The organism is Streptomyces sp. NPDC008317 (genome assembly GCF_042955955.1).
Classification (GTDB): Bacteria; Actinomycetota; Actinomycetes; order Streptomycetales; family Streptomycetaceae; genus Actinacidiphila.
Genome location: NZ_JBIBFQ010000010.1, coordinates 277,606 through 297,554 on the forward strand (window position 1 = coordinate 277,606; position 19,949 = coordinate 297,554).

Annotated in this window: 17 protein-coding genes and 1 pseudogene; 11 read left to right on the forward strand and 7 right to left on the reverse strand. The window is 72.9% G+C overall.

Translation table 11 applies throughout. The annotated features are described in order from the left end of the window. Positions 1 to 110: 110 nt before the first annotated feature. Positions 111 to 1,076, reverse strand: a complete 966-nt coding sequence (locus tag ACFY9V_RS29885; protein WP_355339410.1) for an acyl-ACP desaturase — start codon at positions 1,074 to 1,076, stop codon at positions 111 to 113. A 416-nt stretch (positions 1,077 to 1,492) separates the two neighbouring features. On the opposite strand from ACFY9V_RS29885, the gene ACFY9V_RS29890 reads away from it, so the two are divergent. Both ACFY9V_RS29890 and ACFY9V_RS29895 read left to right on the forward strand, forming a co-directional pair. Continuing rightward, positions 1,493 to 3,133 carry an ABC-F family ATP-binding cassette domain-containing protein gene (locus ACFY9V_RS29890; RefSeq protein WP_355339413.1) on the forward strand — a complete coding sequence of 547 codons (1,641 nt, stop codon included), beginning with the start codon at positions 1,493 to 1,495 and terminating at the stop codon, positions 3,131 to 3,133. Between the two features lie 365 nt (positions 3,134 to 3,498). Then, the gene (locus ACFY9V_RS29895; RefSeq protein ID WP_391051392.1) at positions 3,499 to 3,891 is read left to right on the forward strand and encodes a hypothetical protein; all 393 of its coding nucleotides are present in this window, start codon (positions 3,499 to 3,501) and stop codon (positions 3,889 to 3,891) included. Positions 3,892 to 4,022: 131 nt separating this feature from the next. Here ACFY9V_RS29895 and ACFY9V_RS29900 read toward each other — a convergent pair whose 3' ends face one another. Then, the gene (locus ACFY9V_RS29900) at positions 4,023 to 4,652 is read right to left on the reverse strand and encodes a TetR family transcriptional regulator (protein WP_391163738.1); all 630 of its coding nucleotides are present in this window, start codon (positions 4,650 to 4,652) and stop codon (positions 4,023 to 4,025) included. Positions 4,653 to 4,710: 58 nt separating this feature from the next. Here ACFY9V_RS29900 and ACFY9V_RS29905 point away from each other — a divergent pair, with 58 nt between their 5' ends. Beyond that, positions 4,711 to 5,667 carry a zinc-binding dehydrogenase gene (locus ACFY9V_RS29905; protein WP_391163739.1) on the forward strand — a complete coding sequence of 319 codons (957 nt, stop codon included), beginning with the start codon at positions 4,711 to 4,713 and terminating at the stop codon, positions 5,665 to 5,667. A 139-nt stretch (positions 5,668 to 5,806) separates the two neighbouring features. Here the strand turns inward: ACFY9V_RS29905 and ACFY9V_RS29910 are convergent, their stop codons facing one another. Next, positions 5,807 to 7,621, reverse strand: coding sequence for a putative Ig domain-containing protein (locus ACFY9V_RS29910; protein ID WP_391163740.1), 1,815 nt, complete (start codon positions 7,619 to 7,621; stop codon positions 5,807 to 5,809). 37 nt (positions 7,622 to 7,658) lie between these two features. Between ACFY9V_RS29910 and ACFY9V_RS29915 the strand changes: the two genes are divergently transcribed. From ACFY9V_RS29915 to ACFY9V_RS29925, 3 genes are all read left to right on the forward strand, one after another. Next, positions 7,659 to 7,964, forward strand: a complete 306-nt coding sequence (locus ACFY9V_RS29915; protein WP_391163741.1) for a hypothetical protein — start codon at positions 7,659 to 7,661, stop codon at positions 7,962 to 7,964. 252 nt (positions 7,965 to 8,216) lie between these two features. Further along, complete coding sequence (locus ACFY9V_RS29920; protein ID WP_355339430.1) at positions 8,217 to 9,032, forward strand: helix-turn-helix domain-containing protein; 816 nt, start codon at positions 8,217 to 8,219, stop codon at positions 9,030 to 9,032. 216 nt (positions 9,033 to 9,248) lie between these two features. Continuing rightward, on the forward strand, positions 9,249 to 10,139 hold the full coding sequence (locus ACFY9V_RS29925; protein ID WP_355339433.1) for a DMT family transporter: 891 nt from the start codon (positions 9,249 to 9,251) through the stop codon (positions 10,137 to 10,139). Positions 10,140 to 10,331: 192 nt separating this feature from the next. Here ACFY9V_RS29925 and ACFY9V_RS29930 read toward each other — a convergent pair. Together ACFY9V_RS29930 and ACFY9V_RS29935 are read right to left on the reverse strand one after the other, a co-directional pair. Further along, positions 10,332 to 11,530, reverse strand: a pseudogene (locus ACFY9V_RS29930) (winged helix DNA-binding domain-containing protein). A gap of 38 nt (positions 11,531 to 11,568) precedes the next feature. Next, a complete protein-coding gene (locus tag ACFY9V_RS29935; RefSeq protein WP_355339437.1) occupies positions 11,569 to 12,351 on the reverse strand; it encodes an enoyl-CoA hydratase/isomerase family protein in 783 nt (260 codons plus the stop codon). 378 nt (positions 12,352 to 12,729) lie between these two features. On the opposite strand from ACFY9V_RS29935, the gene ACFY9V_RS29940 reads away from it, so the two are divergent. Then, entirely contained in the window at positions 12,730 to 13,200 is a 471-nt protein-coding gene (locus ACFY9V_RS29940) for an ATP-binding protein (protein WP_355339439.1), read from the forward strand. Positions 13,201 to 13,309: 109 nt separating this feature from the next. Here ACFY9V_RS29940 and idi read toward each other — a convergent pair whose 3' ends face one another. Both idi and ACFY9V_RS29950 read right to left on the reverse strand, forming a co-directional pair. Further along, a complete protein-coding gene (idi, locus tag ACFY9V_RS29945; protein WP_391163742.1) occupies positions 13,310 to 13,972 on the reverse strand; it encodes an isopentenyl-diphosphate Delta-isomerase in 663 nt (220 codons plus the stop codon). Between the two features lie 55 nt (positions 13,973 to 14,027). Then, complete coding sequence (locus ACFY9V_RS29950) at positions 14,028 to 15,083, reverse strand: cation diffusion facilitator family transporter (protein WP_355339444.1); 1,056 nt, start codon at positions 15,081 to 15,083, stop codon at positions 14,028 to 14,030. 369 nt (positions 15,084 to 15,452) lie between these two features. On the opposite strand from ACFY9V_RS29950, the gene ACFY9V_RS29955 reads away from it, so the two are divergent. Genes ACFY9V_RS29955 through ACFY9V_RS29970 form a run of 4 tightly spaced genes read left to right on the forward strand, consistent with a single transcriptional unit; the run spans position 15,453 to position 19,933 of the window. Continuing rightward, a complete protein-coding gene (locus ACFY9V_RS29955; RefSeq protein WP_391163777.1) occupies positions 15,453 to 17,375 on the forward strand; it encodes a DUF5941 domain-containing protein in 1,923 nt (640 codons plus the stop codon). Next, positions 17,372 to 18,127 carry a phosphocholine cytidylyltransferase family protein gene (locus ACFY9V_RS29960; RefSeq protein ID WP_355339445.1) on the forward strand — a complete coding sequence of 252 codons (756 nt, stop codon included), beginning with the start codon at positions 17,372 to 17,374 and terminating at the stop codon, positions 18,125 to 18,127. The genes ACFY9V_RS29955 and ACFY9V_RS29960 overlap by 4 nt, the downstream gene beginning before the upstream one ends. Continuing rightward, a complete protein-coding gene (locus tag ACFY9V_RS29965; protein ID WP_355339448.1) occupies positions 18,115 to 19,176 on the forward strand; it encodes an iron-containing alcohol dehydrogenase family protein in 1,062 nt (353 codons plus the stop codon). The genes ACFY9V_RS29960 and ACFY9V_RS29965 overlap by 13 nt, the downstream gene beginning before the upstream one ends. Continuing rightward, positions 19,154 to 19,933: a CDP-alcohol phosphatidyltransferase family protein gene (locus ACFY9V_RS29970; protein WP_188282694.1), complete on the forward strand. Its 780-nt coding sequence runs from the start codon at positions 19,154 to 19,156 to the stop codon at positions 19,931 to 19,933. Before ACFY9V_RS29965 ends, ACFY9V_RS29970 begins: the two co-directional genes overlap by 23 nt. Positions 19,934 to 19,949: the final 16 nt, after the last annotated feature.

A 19,949-nucleotide genomic window follows, 5' to 3' on the forward strand; every position in this document is an offset into this window, starting at 1 on the left:
CCCTGAAAAGACCGGGCGTGCCGACCTCGGTAAGAAAATCGCGCGGGGCCGCGCCCCCAGAGCGCCCACCTTCGGGAGGTGGACGTCGTAGGGGCGCGGCCCGAAGGGGATTAGGCGCGGGCGGCGCGGCGGGCGAGAAGGGCTTCGCGGCGCTCGTCGAAGCGGGTGGCCTGCTCGTTGAGGCCGCCCATGAAGAGGCCGAGCTCCTGCTGGGCCTGGAGGCCCTCGGGGCCGAGACCGGAGATCTCGAGGACCTTGAGGTGGCGCAGGACGGGCTGGAGGACGTCGTCGTGGTGGATGCGGAGGTTGTAGATGCCGCCGATGGCCATGCGGGCGGCGGCCCGCTCGAAGCCGGGCATGCCGTGTCCCGGCATGCGGAATTCGACGACGACGTCACGGATGGCCCGCATGGCGAGGTCGGGGGCGAGCTCGAGGGCGGCGGCCAGGAGATTCCGGTAGAAGACCATGTGCAGGTTCTCGTCGGTGGCGATCCTGGCGAGCATCCGGTCGCACACGGGGTCACCCGACTGGTGTCCGGTGTTGCGGTGCGAGACGCGGGTGGCCAGCTCCTGGAAGGCGACGTACGCCACGGAGTGGACCATGCTGTGCCGGTGGTCGTGCTCGAAGCCCTCCGACATGTGCTGCATGCGGAACCGTTCCAGCTCGACCGGGTCGACGGCGCGGCTGGTCAGCAGGTAGTCGCGCATGACGATCGCGTGCCGGCCCTCCTCGGCGGTCCAGCGGTGCACCCAGGTGCCCCAGGCGCCGTCACGGCCGAAGAGTGTCGCGATCTCGTGGTGGTAGCTGGGCAGATTGTCCTCGGTGAGCAGATTGACCACGAGGGAGATCCGGCCGACGTCCGTGACCTTGGACTGCTCGGGGGCCCAGGCTTCGCCCCCCATTATTCCGTCGAAATTGCGGCCGTCGCTCCACGGCACGTACTCGTGGGGCATCCACTCCTTGGCCACGCCGAGGTGCCGGTTGAGCTCCCGCTCGACGACCTCCTCCAGCGCGTAGAGCAGCGTCGCGTCGCTCCAGACGTCGGGTTGGGCACGGTCGGGCGAGGTCAAGGTCACGGGGGCTCCTGGGGACGGGAGAGGGGACGGACATGGGACGGGGGTGTACGGGACCCGCACGGGCTGTACGGATCGTACGGACGTACGTACGCGACATGCGATCGGTCGGTCGTACGGCGCCGCGGACGGATCCACGGGCACCTACGCACGGCCTGCGGGTGCAGCGGAGATTCGCACCTACGCCTACGTAAGTTACGCAACCGTAGGTTAAGGCGGCGTAAGAAGGCAACCAGCCAATATGGCTGCACCGGCCACCCACCTCGCGTCGAGCCGGACCCGGCGGCGCGGCGAGACCCGGCGACAGCCCTTGGCCCGACCGGAGGCACGCCCTCCGCCGACCGGAGGGCAAGCCTCCGCCGCCCGCCGTGAAAGCCCTTCGCCCGCCTCCCGTCGCACCCGATAAACTCCGCCCTCTTATGAGTGCCACTCTCGTCGCCAAGAATCTCGCCGCCGGACACGGCGACCGTGTCCTGTTCTCCGGCCTGGACCTGATCGTCGCCCCCGGCGACGTCATCGGTCTGGTCGGCGCCAACGGCGCGGGCAAGTCCACGCTGCTGCGGCTGCTCGCCGGGCTCGACACACCCGAGGACGGGACGCTGCGGCTCAGCCCGGCCACCGCCACCGTCGGGCATCTGCCGCAGGAGCCCGAGCGGCTGCCGGGCGGGGAGAGCGTGCGGGAGTTCCTGAGCCGCCGCACCGGGGTCACCGCCGCCCAGGCGGCCCTGGACGCCGCCACCCAGGCGCTGGTGGACGAGGCTCCGGGCGCCGACGACGCGTACGCGACCGGACTCGACCGCTGGCTGGCGCTCGGCGGCGCCGACCTGGACGAACGCGCCGAGGAGGCCGCTGCCTCGCTCGGCCTCGGCGTCGACCTGGACCAGCCAATGTTCTCGCTCTCCGGCGGCCAGGCCGCCCGCGCGGGACTCGCCTCGCTGCTGCTCAGCCGCTACGACGTCTTCCTGCTGGACGAGCCCACCAACGACCTCGACCTCGACGGCCTGGAACGGCTGGAGAAATTTGTCGGCGGCCTGCGCGCCGGTACGGTCCTGGTCAGCCACGACCGCGAATTCCTCACCCGCACCGTCACCCGCGTGGTGGAGCTGGACCTCGCCCAGCAGCAGGTCAGCACCTTCGGCGGCGGCTACACCGCCTATCTGGAGGAACGCGAGACGGCCCGGCGGCACGCCCGCGAGGAGTACGACGAGTACGCCGACACCAAGGCCGGACTCGAAGCACGGGCGCGCATGCAGCGCGGCTGGATGGACAAGGGCGTCAGGAACGCCATGCGCAAGGCGCCCGACCACGACAAGATCGCCCGCAAGGCGCGCGCCGAGGGCAGTGAGAAGCAGGCCGCCAAGGCCCGGCAGACCGACCGGATGATCGAGCGCCTGGACGTGGTCGAGGAGCCGCGCAAGGAGTGGGAACTGCGGATGGAGATCGCCGCCGCGCCCCGCTCGGGCGCCGTGGTGGCCACCCTGCGCGGCGCCCGCGTGCGCCGCGGCGACTTCGCCTTCGGGCCGGTCGACCTCCAGATCGACTGGGCCGACCGGGTGGCCATCACCGGCGCCAACGGCTCGGGCAAGTCCACCCTGCTCGCCGCGCTGCTCGGCCGCCTCCCGCTGGACGAGGGCCACAGCGCGCTCGGCCCCGGCGTCCTGGTCGGCGAGGTCGACCAGGCCCGCGGCCTCTTCCGCGGGCAGGAACCGCTCCTCGACGCCTTCCGCGCCCCGGCGCCCGACATGGATCCGGCCGAGATCCGTACGCTTCTCGCCAAATTCGGCCTCAAGGCCGCCCATGTGCTGCGCCCCGCCGCGACCCTCTCGCCCGGCGAGCGCACCCGCGCCGCGCTGGCGCTGCTCCAGGCCCGCGGCGTCAATCTCCTGGTCCTCGACGAGCCGACCAACCATCTCGACCTGCCCGCGATCGAACAGCTCGAAGCGGCGCTGGCCGCGTACGAGGGCACGCTGCTGCTGGTCACCCACGACCGGCGGATGCTGGACGCCGTGCACACGACCCGCCGCGTCGAGGTCGCCGACGGCCGCATCACCGAGCGCTGAGCGAACCTTCGAGCGCGCACAGGGCGTGTCCGTAAAGTCGCGTCGTCCGCCCGGAGAGCGGGGCTGGCGGTGTCTGGTGCGTGCGATCGGCAATGGCGGTGGGGGCACCCCCGGACGAAGTCTGGGGGAGGTCGTCCTCATAGTGGGCCTATTCGGATGAGCCCGACAACGCGGCGAGCGTGCGTGCCAGGCGCCGCCAGCCAGACGAGACTTTGCGGACACGCCCTGGGCCCCGATTTCCCGAGGCGGCCCGCGCCGCGTTCCCGACGGCGCCCCCGGACCCTCCGGGCGGGAGGGAACCCGGTGGCGTCCGGCTGCGTCCCATCCATGACCGGACCCCGAACCGGCCACCGGAGGAGGACACGATGCGCGCTCGGACATTCGCCGCTGCCGCCGCCGTACTGCTGGTGGCCGGTTGCGGAAGCGCGAGCGGCGTACGTGTCGGGTCGCCCGATCCGAGCGACAGCAGCACCCGGCCGGTCTGCGGTGACGTCACGGTCACGCCCGGCGGCGGGGCCGAAGGCCGCGAGGTCTGCCTGAGTGTCGGCAGCACCCTGCGGGTCGCCACCGCCCCCGGCGACCGGCCGCCCGGCGAGCGGGGCGCCGCCCTCTCCGAGATCTCTCCCGGCGTCTACCGAGGCGCGCGGGTGGGCACCGCCGAACTGAGCGGGTTCCGGCGCGCCTGCCCCGGCGCCACCCCCGGTGTCATGTCCTGCCATGCCATCGCGGGGTGGAAGATCACCGTCGACGTACGGTGATCGGCACCATCGCGGGACCCCGGGTCGGCAGTGGGGGCCGGCCCGGGTCCCGCGATCCCTTCGGCGCGGCACACCGCCGCGGTTGACCCGGTCGGTCTTCGGCGCGGCACGCCGACACGGCTGCCGCCGACTCAGTCTTCGGCGCGGCTCGGCCGGGCGGCGGGCGACAGGCCGTCCATCAGCAGGTCCAGCAGGCGGCCGGCCTTGGCCTCGCGCCCGGGCCGGGGGGCCACGGTGAAGATGCCGATGAGGGCGGCGGCGATGTCCTCGGCGGTGACATCGGAGCGGAGGTCGCCCGCCGCACTGCCCGCGTCGAGCATCGTCGTGATGGCCGTCAGCAGCTCGGTCCGGGTCCGCGCATGGGTGATCTCGCCCGACTCGATCATCGCGAGGAGCGTGTCGAGCATGCCGTTCTTGGTCGCGATCCAGTCCCCGAACAGGTCCGTCCAGCGCCGCATCGCCGCGGCCGGGGGCAGCTGACCGAGCAGCTCGCGGGCACCGGTCGTCAGTCGTACGACCTGGTCCTGGTAGACCGCGTCGACCAGCGACTCGCGGGTCGGGAAGTGCCGGTAGAGCGTGGCGATCCCGACCCCGGCCTCGCGGGCGATCGCCCGCATCGACGGCTCGGCGTCGGCCGACATGAACACGCGGGTCGCCACCGCGAGCAACTGGTCGCGGTTGCGGGCCGCGTCCGCCCGTGGCGCGCGGGGCTCCGCGTCCGCCAAAACGGATCGCGCTCCGTTTATGTTACGGTCATTCATGTAAACGGAGCATAGTCCGTTTCGGTGTGTTCCCTCGGTCCCAAGGAGACAGGCGCACATGAAGGCACAGAGCGATCAGCCTCCCGCGGACGGGAGCAGGGCGGTCCGGCTCGAGTCGTTCGGCGGCCCCGAGGCCCTGGAGGTCCGCGAGGTTCCCGCCCCGCAAGCCGGGCCGGGACAGATCCGCGTACGGGTCACCGCGGCCGGTCTGAATCCGATGGACTGGATCATGACCGCCGACGCGGACACCGTCGCCCGGTTCGGCCTGAGCCTGCCGGCCGGGTTCGGCACCGACTACGCGGGAGTGGTCGACCAGGTCGGTGCCGAGGTGAGCGGGTTCGCCCCCGGCGACCGGGTGTTCGGGGGCGCCCTGTCCCGCGCGGTCGCCGACTTCGTGGTGATCGACCCGGCCGGGGGGACGGCGGCGAACGAGGCTCATCACACGCCCGACGGCGTCGACGACCGTACCGCCGCCACCCTCACGATCGCCGGCCGTACGGCATCCGCCGCCCTCGCCGTCATCGATCCGGGCCCGGGCGACACCGTGCTGATCGGCGGCGCGGCGGGCGGGGTCGGGGTCTTCGCCGTCCAACTGGCCCGGATCGCGGGAGCGCGCGTGATCGGGACGGGATCGGCGGCGTCGGCCGACTATCTGCGCGAGCTCGGGGCGGAGCCGGTCGTCTACGGCGACGGCCTGGCCGACCGGGTCCGATCGCTCGCTCCCGGCGGCGTCACGGCCGCCGTCGACCTGCACGGCGTGGAGACCGTGCACGCCGCCAGGGAACTCGGCGTCCCGGACGGTCGCGTCTGCGCCATCGCCGCGCAGGTCGACGGGGTGCCCGCGGCCAACGGCGCGAACGCGGCTCCCGGCGCTCTGGAGGAGATCGCCCGCCTGGTCGCCGCGGGCCGGCTCCGGGTGCCGATCGCGGAGACCTTCCCGGTCGAGCGGATCCGCCGCGCTGCCGAACTCCAGGCCGGCAGGCACGTGCGGGGCAAGGTCGTCATCGACCTCTAGAACCTGGCCGTGGCGACGGCGAACGCGGTGCCGTCGTCACAGATGCGGCGGAGAGGGCTTCCCGCCCCTGTGGGGCCGGGGCGGGAAGCCCTCCCGTCGCCGGGTGTCGCCGATCCGGAGGACCCCGGCGGACGACGGGCTAGCCGACGTTGACCGCCGCGTCGTCGATCAGGAACGACGTCGCGAGGCTGGAGTCCTCGGTGCCGGTGAACTTCAGGGTGACCGTCTGGCCCTTGTAGGAGGACAGGTTGACCGAGCGCTGGACGTAGCCGGTGCCCTTGTTGAGGTTGGAGTACGAGGCCAGCGTGGTGCTGCCCGCGGCGACGGTGAGCTTGTCGTACGCCGTGGTGGTGCTGGTCTCCTGGCTGCTGACGTAGAGGTAGAAGGTGAAGGTGGCGCTGGTGCAGGAGGCGGGGATCGTCACCGACTGGGAGAGCGTGTCGGTGTGGGTGGTCCCGTAGCCGTTCAGCCACGCCTTGTACGAGCCGCTGTGGGCGGGGGCGCCGGTGCTGTTGTCGATGACGCCGGAGGACGTCGTCCAGCCGGTGTTGCCGCTCTCGAAGCCGGGGTTGGTCAGGAGCTGCGCGCTGGTGCAGCCGCCGCCGCCCGACCCGGTGACCGTCCAGGTGAAGGACGCGCTGCCGGAGGCGCTGGTGGTGTCCGTGGCGGTGACGGTGACGTTGTACGTGCCCGCCGCCGTCGGGGTGCCGCTGATCAGACCGGTGGAGGAGTTGATCGACAGACCCGTCGGCAGGCCGGAGGCGCTGTAGGTGAGGGTCTGGCCCGAGGCCGAGTCGCTGGCGCTGATCTGGAGCGAGGCCGCGGTGTTGACCGCGGTGGACTTGGCGCCCGGGTTGGTGACCGTCACCGTGTTGCCGCCGGTCGAACCGCCGTTGGTGAAGGCGGCCGTGCCGTTCGGCGTGCCCAGCCCGGTCGGCCCGTCGTATCCGGCCTTCGCGGTGCACAGGTAGGAGCCGCCGCACGAGCCGTTGGAGCCGCTGGTGACATCGTTCAGCGAGCCGGTGTGGGAGTACGGGTAGGAGGCGGGGGTGGTCCCGGCCGCGGGGGTGCCGGCCAGGGCGTAGACGGAGGCGATGATCGGCGACGAGGCGCTCGTGCCGCCGTAGACCTGCCAGCCGGACGCCTGGTAGCTGTCGTAGACGGCCAGGCCGGTGGCCGGGTCGGCGACGGCGGAGACGTCGGCGATGGTGCGCTTGGCGCAGCCGGTGTCGGTCTGCCAGGTGGGCTTGGCGTCGTAGGCCGAGCAGCCGGAGCCGGTGCCCTCGGTGCTCGAGGTGTTCCAGACGGACTCGGTCCAGCCGCGGGTGGTGCCGCTGGCCCGGCTGAGCGCGGTGCCGCCGACGGCGGTGACGTACTTGGACGCGGCCGGGTACTCCGCGCCGTAGCCCTCGTCGCCTGAGCTGACGGTGATGGCGACGCCCGGGTGGTTGAAGTACTGCGAGTCGGCGGTGGTGTCGGAGGAGTCCTCGCTGCCGCCGTAGCTGTTGGAGACGTACTTCGCGCCCTGCGTGACCGCCTGGTTCACCGCGGTGCCCAGGTCGTCCATGCTCGCCGAGGTGGCCTCGACCAGCAGGATGTGGCACTGCGGGCAGACCGCGCTGACCATGTCCAGGTCGAGTGAGATCTCACCGGCCCAGCCGGAGTCGGCGCTCGGCAGCGACGTGGTCGAGCCGTTCTGGTTGATCTTCTTGAAGCAGCCGTTGGCCGTGGTGCAGGCCGGCAGCCCGTACTGCGCGCGGTACGTGCTCAGGTCGGCCGCGGCGTTGGGGTCGTCCTGCGCGTCCACGATCGCGACGGTGGCTCCGGCGCCCGCTGACGACGGCAGCGCGTACGCGCTCTGGAGGTCGGTGGGGCCGTAGCCGGAGGGGGTGGCGTTCGGGGTGATGCCGAGGTGGTGGACGACGTCGGTACGGGTCAGCGCCATGCAGGCCATCTGGCCCTTCTTGGCGGGAACGGCGCACAGGCGCTGGGTGGGAGCGGCCGACGACGCGGACGCGGACGCGCCGGACGACGTGCTCGCGGACGTGCTCGACGACGCGGAGGCGTGCGACGACGCGGACGTGCTCGACGACGCGGAGGTGGCTGCCGCGCCCGACGCCGGGGTGCTGGCGACGGACGGCGCCGCGGTGGCCAGCAGACCGCCGGTGACGAGAGCCGCCGCCGACAGTACGGCGACCGCCGTGCGGCGGACGGCCCGTCTGGCCCGGCCGGGGTGTGACGACTTCAATGAACTGCCCTCCATGGGGGGATCGGCTCCCGAGGGCGTCCGCCGCTGACCTTCATGTCAAGGTCATGACAACCGATCATGCGACGGCGACGCCTGGGACTTCGTGTGGCGCACGTTCACTGGTGATCCGGATGTCATCTACTGCCGACTGCCACCACCGTGAGTGGTGACCGATGCTGAACGTAGTGACCGAGGGCCCAAGTAACTACCGGCCTATGGCAAAGAGTTGCCCTCGGATCGGCCTGGATCCGACCCCGGCTCGCTTCCGCAAGTCGATCTCCGCCGTATACCTTGTGGCGCCATGGAGACGGAGGAAGAACCGGTCAACGACCTTGTCGCGCTGGGTCTCGCGCGGTACGAGGCGCGGGTCTATCTCGCCCTCGTGCGACGTGAGTCGTACACGGCGGCGGAGGTCGCGCGGGCGGCGGACGTACCCCGGCAGCGGGTGTACGACGTGCTCGACACGCTGGTACGGCGGCGGCTGGCGACCGCGCACCCCGGCCGGGTCGCCACCTTCTCGGCCGTCGCGCCGGAACTGGCCGTCGCCCGCCTCATGGCCCTCCAGCGTGAGACTCTCGAACGCCTCGACCGCGTCTCCTCCGCGCTGACCGCCGCCCTCGTCCCGGTCTGGGCCGACGGCCGCACGCAGACCGTGCCGATCGACTACGTCGAGATCCTGCGCGACCCCAAGTCGATAGCCGAGGCGTTCACCGACATCCAGGGCCAGGCCAAGACCGAACTGCTGAGCTTCTGCAAACCGCCCTTCGTCGCCCCGGCCGCGAACACCCCCGGCATCAAGGTGGTACGTCGGCTGCGCCGCTCGGGCGGCTCGGTGCGGGCGATCTACACCCACGACTCGCTCGACGACACGGAGGTGCTGGAGAACGTACGGCGCTTCGGCGCGGCGGGCGAGGAGCACCGTTTCACCTCCGCGCTGCCGCTGAAGCTGGTGGTCGCCGACGCGTCGCTGGTGCTCTGCGACATGCCGGACCCGGTGGCCGGGACCGGCGCGACGACCGCGCTCTACATCGAGCACCCGGCGCTCGCCGCGTGCCTGCGGCTGGCGTTCCTCACCGTGTGGGAGAGCGCGGAAACGGTTCCGAACGCGCGGCCGTGACCCGTACGGCGGCTGCGGGGCGCCCTGTCGCCCGGCTGTCGGCCGGGCGGCGCTCGGCTGTCCGCCGGGCCGGCCGGCTCCCGTGGGACCGCTGTCCGCGAGCTGTTCGTGAGCTGTCGGTGAGCTGTCCGCGTCGCTGTCCCGAAGGCGACGCGGACCTGTGGCGAAGCCCACGGAACCCCTCGATCCCGCGGTCAGTGCCTATACAGTGACCGCGTGGCCGTGTTCCTGCTGGGAGTCAGTGCCGCGTGCTGCCTCGGCCTAGGTTTCGTGTTGCAGCAGCGTGCGGCCGCGCGTGCCTCGCTCGCGGACTTCCTGTCCTTCCGGCTGCTGCTGCACCTGGTGCGGATGCCGGACTGGCTGCTCGGTGTCGGCCTCATGGTCTGCGGCCAGGTGCTCGGAGCCGTCGCCCTCGTCTACGGCGAGGTCTCCCTGGTCGAACCGCTCACCGCCACCAATCTGCTCTTCGCCATGGCGCTCGCCCGCTGGCTCACCCCACGCCAGTCCCTCGGCCTCAGCGGCTGGGGCGGCGTCGTCCTGCTCGCCCTCGGCGTGACCGCCTTCATCGTCGCGGGCCAGCCGGAGGGCAGCGCGGCCGAGGCGGGGGCGCTGCGGCACTGGCTGGTCTTCGGCATCGTCGCCGGGCTCGCGCTGCTGCTCACCGGCGCGGCCAAGCGGCTGCCGCCGTCCTCCGAGGCCACGCTCCTCGCGCTGGCCGCGGGCCTGCTCTACGGGCTCCAGGACGCCCTCACCCGGATCTGTAGCCAACTGGCCGGTGACGAGGGTGTGGCCGCCCTCGCCGTGCACTGGCAGCCGTACGCCATCGCCGTCATCGGCCTCACCGGCATGCTGCTCGTCCAGAGCGCCTTCGAGACCGCCTCGCTGCGGATGTCGCTGCCCGCGCTGACCGCCGCCCAGCCGCTGGCCGGAATCGCCTGCGGCATAGGTTTCCTCGGCGACCGCCTGCGCGTCACCCCCGGCGCCCTCGCCTGGGAGGCCGCCGGTCTCGCCGCCATCACCATCGGCGTGATCCTCCTCGGCCGCCACCCGGCCATGCCGCCGGGCGCCGCCGACCGCGTGGCGGTGGGCGCGACCCGCATGCGCTGAGCCTTCAGCCGGGCCGTGAGGGGGACGCCTGCAACCTCCCGCGTCCACTCCGCCGGGGACCGCGTGCCGGTGACCCGTACGCGCTGAGCCCTGAGGGGGACGCCCGCGACCCCTGCGCCCACTCCGGCGCGGACCGCGTGCCGGTGCGACCCGTATGGGCTGGGCGTTCAGCCGGGCCGGTCATGGGGACGCCTACAGTCCCCGCGCCCACTCCCACGCGGCCTCCGTGCCCAGGAAGCGGCCGATGTCGGCGACCTCGGCCGTGATGCCGGCGGCGACCGGGGCGGGGAGGGGGCCGGTCAGCGGCTCGACGCGGAGCGTGAGACGGCGGCCCTGCCAGGTGTGGCGCCAGGTGGCGACCACCGCGCCGTCGCGCAGCACACAGGGCATGAGCATGCCGCCGCCCGTGGCGATACGGGTCGCGAAGGCCGGGTCGAGCAGGGCGTCGCGGTCCTGGTAGCCGAGCAGATACGGGTCGAAGTGCCCGGTCAGCCGTACCTGCGGCCGGTCCGCGGGCCGCGCCGGAGGCGGCGCCGTGCCGGCCGCGGCCCACAACGGCTCGCCGTCCGGGCCCGCGACCTGCGCGAGCCGGTCCGTCGCCGCCCGGTGGCCGCGCCTGGCCTGGCCCAGGGGCAGCCCGGACCAGCGCGCGAAGTCGGCGACCGACGCGGGGCCGTAGGCGGTGGCGTGCCGGACGGCCAGTTCGGCCAGCGCGTCGTCGCCGGTCGGGCCGTCGTCGGGGACGTCTTTCAGCCACCACTCACGCACAGCACGCCCCTGGCCGCCGCGAAGAGTACGAGGTGCGCCGGGGCCTGGCCGCCCGGGTCCACGGCCACCCCCTCCGCCGCGAGCAAATCGACCAGTTCGGCGCGCGGTACGGGCGGCCGGTCGGCCAGCACCCGCTCCAGGGCGGGCAGCGCCCGCTCGCACAGCTCCTCGTCGAGGCCCAGCCGGGCGCGGCGCCCGCGGTACGCGTCGGCCGCGCGCGGCCCGAGCAGCGCGGTCAGCCAGCGGACGTCCTCGGCCGCCACCGCGTGCAGGGTGCCGCGCATGAGCCAGGTGCGGACGACGGCGCGGCGGTCCGCGCCGCACGCCGTGTCCACGTCGGCCGCGGTCGGCGCGCCGTGGGTGCCGCCGGTCCGCGCCCTGACCTGGAGGCGGCACGCCTTCGCGTCCTGCGCCTGGAGACCGGCCGAGAGCCGGACGGCGTCCGCCACCGTACGATCGCTGCCGCTGCCGCTGCCGCTGCCGCTGCCGCTGCCGCTGCCGCTGCCGTCGCTTTCGCCCGCGCTGCCGCCCGCGCTGCCGCCCGCGGCGTCGCTTCCGTCCTCGGTCAGGCCCTGGGAGCGGGCCCGCCAGCGGCGGACCTCGGCCGTCGTGAGCCGTGCCATCGACTTCGTTCCTCCGCTCGGTCGGCCGCGCAATTGCTTCAGTCCGCTGCCGGGGTCCAGGTGAAGCGCGGCTCGCGGCGTTCGAGGAAGGCGGCGACGCCCTCGGCGGTGTCGCCGCTGAGGGCGGCCTGCCGGGCCCAGTGGGCGGCGCGGGCCGCGTCGTCCGACGCGTCCGCCGTCGCGGTGAACTCCTTCGCGGCGGCCTGCGTGAGCTGCGAGCGCGACCGCAGCACCCCGGCGAACTCCGTGACCCGCTTGTCCAGCTCGTCCTCCGGCAGCACCTCGTCCACCAGGCCGGTGCGCAGCGCCCGCTCGTCGTCGATCAACTCGGCCGAGAACAGCAGGTGTTTGGCGGTACCGGGCCCCGCGAGCCGCACCAGGCGTCGGGTGGAGGCGGCGCCGTAGACGATGCCCAGGCGCGCGGGCGTGATCCCGAAGCGGGCGCCCCGCGCGGCGAAGCGCAGGTCGCAGGCGACGGCGAGCTGGCAGCCGCCGCCCACGCAGTAGCCGCGTACGGCCGCGATCGTCGGCTTGGGGAAGGCGGCCAGCGCCTCCTCCGCGGCCATGGCGGCGGACTGCGCGCCGCTCGACGAGACGGGGTCGGCGAGGTCGGTGATGTCGGCGCCCGCGCAGAAGGTGTCGCCCGCGCCGGTGAGGACCAGCACGCGGACGGCGGGATCGACCGCGAGGTCGTGGAGGAGTCCCGGCAGCGACTGCCACATGGCCGTCGTCATCGCGTTGCGCCGGGCCGGATTGCTGATCGTCACGGTCGCGGTGCCGTCCGCGGCGCTGACGAGCAGCCCAGGGCCGGAGGTGGACATGCGTGCTCCTTCACGGGGGCGACATGCGCTGGCCGGTGCCGACAGATCCTATCGACCGGCGCGCGGCCGGCCGGGGGCGCACGGCGCCCGCGCCGGGAGGCACCGGTACGCCGTGCCAGGACGCACCGGTACGCCGGTGCACGTGCAGATGATCTCGGTCGAAGAGTTCGGGAAGCGTCCGAAGACTGCCGCGAATCGATCGAAAAAACGAAGTCGGCGATCGTTTCCGGTCAAAAATTACAGAAAGGTGCGGACTTACGGTTTCCTGCCTGTTCGGCTCCCGCCGTTACGGACACTCGACCTGTGAGGCGGAAGCTGCCGGGGTTGTCGGCAGGGGCCGCGGGGACACGTCACGCGAAAGCGACGGTGGGTGCGGTCATGGAGGTGCGCGGGAGCGTCCCGCCCGATCAGGCTCCGGCTCCGAGACCGTACGAGGGGGTGTGGCGGTTCACCGCCCCGGCTCTCGACTCGTCCGTGCCCCAGGTGCGGCGCGGGGTGCGCGCCCTCGTCGCCGACCAGGGGGTGCCGATCGACGAGGACCTGCTGTACGGACTGCTGGTCATCGTCTCGGAGCTGGTCACCAACGCGGTGAAGCACGCGGCCGTGCTGTCGCCCGAGATCACCGTCGAGGTCGCGGTCGGCGCCGACTGGATCAGGATCGCCGTCGAGGACAACCACCCGTACCGCCCCAGGGCGCTGGAGGCCGACCACGGGCAGACCGGCGGGCGCGGGCTGCTGCTGGTGAAGACGATCACCGCGGAGGCGGGCGGCCAGTGCGACATCGCGCAGACCGAGACCGGCGGCAAGGTGATCTGGGCGGCGCTCCCGCTGCGGACCACCGCCCTCTGAAACCCCGGCCCGTCCTGCGCTGACCTGCCTGCCCGTCCTGACCTGCGTGCCCGTCCCGCGCTGCCCTGCCCGTCCTGCCCGGTGCCGGACGGGGCCCGCCGGACGGGGGCTACCAGCCCGCCGTACCGCCGGTGACCTCGCGCACGGTCGGCAGCGCCGCGTCGAGCACCGTCTGGAACCACGCCGAGAAGGGTCCGTCCGCGCGCAGCCGCGCCAGCTCCTGCGGGCCCACGAACGCCGTGTCGTCGATCTCCTCGGGGTCCGGCCGCAGCGCGTCGCCGATCAGCCCGACGAACAGGTGGTTGTACTCCTGCTCCACCAGACCGGAGGCCGGGTCCGGGTGGTTGTAGCGGACCGTGCCCGCCTCGCGCATCAGCACCGGCGCCGCGCCCAGCTCCTCGGCGGTGCGCCGGGCCGCGGCCACGAACGGCTGCTCACCGGGGTACGGGTGCCCGCAGCAGGTGTTGGACCAGACACCGGGGGAGTGGTACTTGCCCAGCGCGCGGCGCTGCAACAGCAGCCGGCCCTCGCCGTCGAAGAGGAACACCGAGAAGGCGCGGTGCAGGCGTCCGGGTGCCTGGTGCGCGGACAGCTTCTCCGCGGTGCCGATGGTCCGGCCGTCCTCGTCGACGAGTTCGAGCAGGATCGGTTCCGCCACGGCTTGACCCGCCGGGGTCTGCTCGGCATCTGCCAGGGTCTGCGCGGCAACACCATTGGGCGACTGTACGGCGGTGGGGGAGCCGGGTCGGCCGGTGGCAGGACTGGTGGGCATGTCCATCCTTCGCTTTCGACGACAGGCCCTCAGTCTGCCTCACTTCGCGTGCCGCTCAGTGGCAGAGCCGCGCCTCGTGCTCCGCGTGCCCGACCGGCTCCAACTGGAAGGTGCAGTGCTCCACATCGAAATGCGTGCCGAGGCAGCCCTGAAGGTCGTGCAGCATCTTCTCGTAGCCGACCGCCTCCAGGACCTCCTGGCTGACCACCACGTGCGCCGACAGCACCGGCATCCCCGAGGTGATCGTCCACACATGCAGATCGTGCAGGCCCTCCACACCGGGCAGCCCCTCGATGTGGCTGCGGACATCGCCCATGTCAACGCCCTTGGGCGCGGCCTCCAGCAGGACGTCGACGGCCTCGCGCAGCAGCTTCCACGTGCGCGGCACGATCATCAGACCGATCAGCAGTGACGCCACCGGGTCGGCCTGCCGCCAGCCGGTGGTCATGAACACCACGGCCGCCACGATCACCGCGAGCGACCCGAGCGCGTCCGCCATCACCTCGAGGAAAGCGCCCCGCACATTGAGGCTCTCGCGCTGCCCGCGCATCAGCACAACGAGTGATACGGAGTTCGCGACCAGACCGATCGCGCCGAAGACGACGGTGCCGCCGGCGTCGATGTGCTGCGGGCTGATCAGCCGCCGTACGCCCTCGTAGAAGATGAACGCGCCGACGCCGAAGAGCAGCACCGCGTTGAGGACCGCCGCCAGGATCTCGGCGCGCGCGAAGCCGAAGGTGCGGCGCTCGCTGGCGGGGCGGTTGGCGATGTGGATGGCGAGCAGCGCCATCGCGATACCGGCCGCGTCGGTCGCCATGTGACCGGCGTCGGCGAGCAGCGCGAGGGAGTCGGTGACCGCGCTGCCGACCACCTCGACCGCGAGCACGAAGAGCGTGATGCCGAGCGCGATCCGCAGCCGGCCGCGGTACGCGGAACCGGCCGTGCCGTCGGCGCCCGGCCGCAGACCGTGGCTGTGGTCGTGACCGTGGCCCCTCTTCCGGCCGCCGTCGCCGTCCTTCCGATCGTCGCCGTCCTTCCGCTCGCCGCCGCGCTCCTGGCCGCCGCTGCGCGTGCGACCTTCGCCGTGGCCGTGCGCGTGGCCTGACCCCATGGCCGCGTCCCCCTCTCGTCGGACCGCCGTGCCATCCGGTGTGCGGCGGTCAGTCAACACCGGTTACCCACCGTGGGCAAGCCGGTACTGGAGACCGTTGTCATGTGCGGTGACCTGCGGTGATGAGGCGCGCAGAAGGGGCGCGGGGAACACCGCCCACCTCACTCGTACGGGTGAGCGCGTCCGTCGTTTGTCCGGGCGCCCGTGATCAACGATGATGATCACGCCGGGCACGCCAAGTTCAGGCGAACGGGCGGTGAACGGTGGCGGACGTGGATCCGATAGCCTCTGCCGTCGTGCCTGGCCCGGACTTGCCGACCGCGGCCCTTACAGGCAAGCCCTTCGCACGCATCCAGGGAGTGAGTTCCTCTGTCGACCGCCATTCTCACCGGCCCGCCCGCCGCGGGATCAGCGTCGCCGCTCGCGGACGACCTGCGGGCGCTGGGATTCCAGGTGGTCGAGGCGGACACGCCCGTCGCCGTCGCCGCGCGGCTCGCCCAGGTGCCCGCCGCCGACCGGGTCGCCGTCGTCGACCGCCGCTTCGTCGGCCACCGGCACGCGCTGCGCCTGGCCCTGACCGACCCGCGCTTCGACACCGCCGCGATTGCGGGCGCCGTGTCCGCGAAGGCCGCAGGCCGCCAGGCGCTCACCGCCGCCGTCACCGGGCTGACCGCGCAGGGCGGCGCCACCGTCCCGTCGCAGACCGCTCCCTCCGTACCGGCCTCGTCCGTATCGGCCCCCACCGGCACCCTGCTGTCCGCCGCCGACGGCGACACCGCCCCCGCCGCCCGCGCGGCCACCTCGGCCGCCGTCGTCCCCGACGCGCTGGCCGCCGCCCTCGACGCGCAGGGCGCCGCCCCGCACCGCCCCGAGCTGGGCGTCCTCGTCGCGGCCGTCCCCGCCGACGCCGCCGAGCGCGCCGCGACGGCCGAGGCCGTCGCCGCCGTGGACGAGGAGGCGGTACGGCTGCGCAGCGCGGTGAAGTCCCGCGACGGCTTCTTCACCACCCACTGCATCAGCCCGTACTCGCGCTACCTGGCCCGCTGGTGCGCCCGCCGCGGCCTCACCCCGAACCAGGTCACCACCGCGTCGCTGCTGGTCGCGCTGATCGCCGCGGGCTGCGCGGCCACCGGCACCCGGACCGGATACGTCGCGGCGGGCGTCCTGCTGCTCGCCTCGTTCGTCCTGGACTGCACCGACGGCCAGCTCGCCCGCTACTCGCTCCAGTACTCCACGCTCGGCGCCTGGCTCGACGCCACCTTCGACCGGGCCAAGGAGTACGCCTACTACGCGGGCCTCGCGCTCGGCGCCGCCCGCGGCGGCCACGACGTATGGGCGCTCGCGCTCGGCGCGATGGTCCTCCAGACCTGCCGCCATGTCGTCGACTTCGCCTTCAACGAGGCCAACCACGACGCCACCGCCAACACCAGCCCCACCGCCGCGCTGTCCGGCAGGCTCGACAGCGTCGGCTGGACGGTGTGGGTACGGCGGATGATCGTGCTGCCGATCGGCGAGCGCTGGGCGCTGATAGCCGTGCTCACCGCGGTCACCACCCCGCGCGTCACCTTCGTCGTCCTGCTGGTCGGCTGCGGCCTCGCCGCCTGCTACACCACCGCGGGCCGCGTCCTGCGCTCACTCACCCGCAAGGCGCAGCGCACCGACCGGGCCGCCCAGGCGCTCGCCGACCTCGCCGACAGCGGGCCGCTCGCCGAGGCCGGGGCCCGGATCCTGCGCCCGCTCGCCGGTCGTATGCCGTCCTTCGCGGCGCCCGCGGTCGCCCTGCTCGGCGCCGCCGCGGTCACCGCCACCGCCGCGCTCTCCTCCCGGGGCAGCTGGTGGCCGCCGCTGGTGGCCGTGGTCTACGTCCTGACCTCGTCCTTCGCCGTCTCCCGGCCGCTCAAGGGGGCCCTGGACTGGCTGGTCCCGCCGATCTTCAGGGCCGGTGAGTACGGCACGGTGCTGGCCCTCGCGGCCGTCTCCGGGGTAAACGGGGCGTTGCCCGCTGCTTTCGGTCTGGTGGCCGCGGTCGCCTACCATCACTACGACACGGTGTACCGCATCCGCGGCGGCACCGGGGCGCCGCCGCGGGCCCTGGTACGGGCGGCCGGCGGACACGAGGGCCGCACCCTGGTGGTCGCCCTCCTGGCCGCCGTCGCACACCACACAGGCTTCACGGTCGCGCTGACGGTGCTCGCCGCGGCGCTCGCGCTGCTGGTCCTCACCGAGAGCGTCCGCTTCTGGGTGTCCGCAGGGGCTCCCGCTGTACACGACGAAACAGGAGAACCCGCATGATCGGCCTCGTGCTGGCGGCCGGCGCCGGAAGACGCCTGCGCCCCCACACCGACACCCTGCCCAAGGCACTGGTGCCGGTCGTCGGTCCCGAAGGGGCTGCGGACAGCCTGACCGTCCTGGACCTCACCCTGTCCAACTTCGCGGAGATCGGCCTGACCGAGGTCGCCGTCGTCGTCGGCTACCGCAAAGAAGCGGTCTACGCGCGCAAAACGGCGCTGGAGGAGAAGTACGGCCTCACCCTCACCCTGATCGACAACGACAAGGCCGAGGAGTGGAACAACGCCTACTCCCTGTGGTGCGCGCGCGACGTCCTCAGGCACGGGGTGATTCTGGCCAACGGCGACACCGTGCACCCGGTGTCGGTGGAGAAGACCCTGCTGGCCGCGCGCGGCGGCGGCAAGCGGATCGTGCTGGCCCTGGACACCGTCAAGCACCTCGCCGACGAGGAGATGAAGGTCGTCGCGGAGCCCGGCAGGGGAGTGCGGCGGATCACCAAGCTGATGGACCCGGCCGAGGCCACCGGTGAGTACATCGGCGTCACCCTCATCGAGGGCGAGGCGGCGGCCGAGCTGGCCGACGCGCTGAAGACCACCTTCGAGCGCGACCCCGACCTGTACTACGAGGACGGCTACCAGGAGCTGGTCAACCGCGGCTTCACCATCGACGTCGCCCCGATCGGTGACGTCGCCTGGGTCGAGATCGACAACAACGACGACCTCGCCAAGGGGCGGGTGATTGCGTGCCAGTACTGACCAGGCTCATCCCCTCCCCGGTCGTCGTCGACATCAGGGGCGGCGCGATCGCCGACCTGGCCGTACTCCTGGCCGATCAGCGGATCTCCACCTCCGGCAAGCTCGCCTTCGCCGTCAGCGAGGGCTCCGGGCTCAAGCTGCGCGACCGGCTGGCCCCCGAGCTGCCCGGCGCGGACTGGTACCCGGTGCACGGCGGCACCATCGACGCGGCCGTGAAGCTCGCCGACTCCATGCGCGGCAAGCGCTACGACGCGGTCATCGGCCTCGGCGGCGGCAAGATCATCGACGTCACCAAATACGCCGCCGCGCGGGTGGGCCTTCCCATGGTCGCGGTCGCCACCAACCTCTCGCACGACGGCCTGTGCTCACCGGTCGCCACCCTGGACAACGACAACGGGCGCGGCTCCTACGGTGTCCCGACGCCGATCGCGCTGGTCATCGACCTCGACGTGATCCGCGAGGCGCCCGCCCGCTACGTCAGGGCCGGCATCGGCGACGCGATCTCCAACCTCTCCGCGCTCGCGGACTGGGAGCTGTCCCACCGCGAGAACAGCGAGCCGATCGACGGCCTGGCCGCGGCGATGGCCAGGAGCGCCGGCGAGTCCGTGCTGCGGCACCCCGGCGGCATCGGCGACGACGACTTCCTGGTCACGCTCTCCGAGGGCCTGGTGCTGACCGGCATCGCCATGTCGATCAGCGGTGACACCCGCCCGTCGTCCGGCGCGTGCCACGAGATCAGCCACGCCTTCGACCTGCTCCACCCGCAGCGGGCCGCCGCCCACGGCGAGCAGGTCGGCATCGGCGCCGCCTTCGCGATGCACCTGCGCGGCGCGCGCGAGGAGTCGGGCCTCATCGCCGAGACCCTGCGCCGCCACGGACTGCCCGTTCTCCCCGAGGAGATCGGCTTCACGGAACCGGAGTTCGTCGAAGCGGTGCGCTACGCGCCGCAGACCCGCCCCGGCCGCTTCACGATCCTGGAACACCTGGACCTCTCCGCCACCGAGATCAGGGACGCATACGCCGACTATGTCAAAGCCATCAGTAGCTGAACTGCGCCCGGTCGTTCACCCCCCGGGGGTCAAGGACCGCCGCAGCGGCGAACACTGGGCCGGCCGGCTCTACATGCGTGAGCTGTCGCTGCGCATAGACCGGCACCTCGCGCCCACCCGCGTCACGCCCAACCAGTTGACGTACCTCATGACCGTCTTCGGCGTCCTCGCCGCCCCGGCGCTGCTGGTGCCCGGGATCGCGGGCGCCGTCCTCGGCGTGCTGATGGTGCAGCTCTACCTGCTGCTGGACTGCGTGGACGGGGAGATCGCCCGCTGGAAGCAGCAGTTCTCGCTGTCCGGCGTCTACCTCGACCGCGTCGGCGCCTACCTGTGCGACGCCGCCGTCCTGGTCGGCTTCGGACTGCGCGCCGCCGACCTGTGGGGCAGCGGCCGGATCGACTGGCTGTGGGCGTTCCTCGGCACCCTCGCCGCGCTCGGCGCGGTGCTGATCAAGGCCGAGACCGACCTCGTCGGGGTCGCCCGGCACCAGGGCGGGCTCCCGCCGGTCAAGGAGGCGGCGTCCGAGCCGCGCTCCTCCGGAGTGGCGCTGGCCCGCAAGGCCGCCGCCGCGCTGAAGTGGCACCGCCTCGTGCTGGGCGTCGAGGCGTCCCTGCTCATCCTGCTGCTCGCGATCGTGGATCAGGCGCGCGGCGACCTGTTCTTCACCCGGCTCGGCGTCGCCGTGCTGGCGGGCATCGCGCTGCTCCAGACCCTGCTGCACCTGGTCTCCGTCCTCGCCTCCAGCAGGCTGAAGTGAGCACGCAGGGGACGCC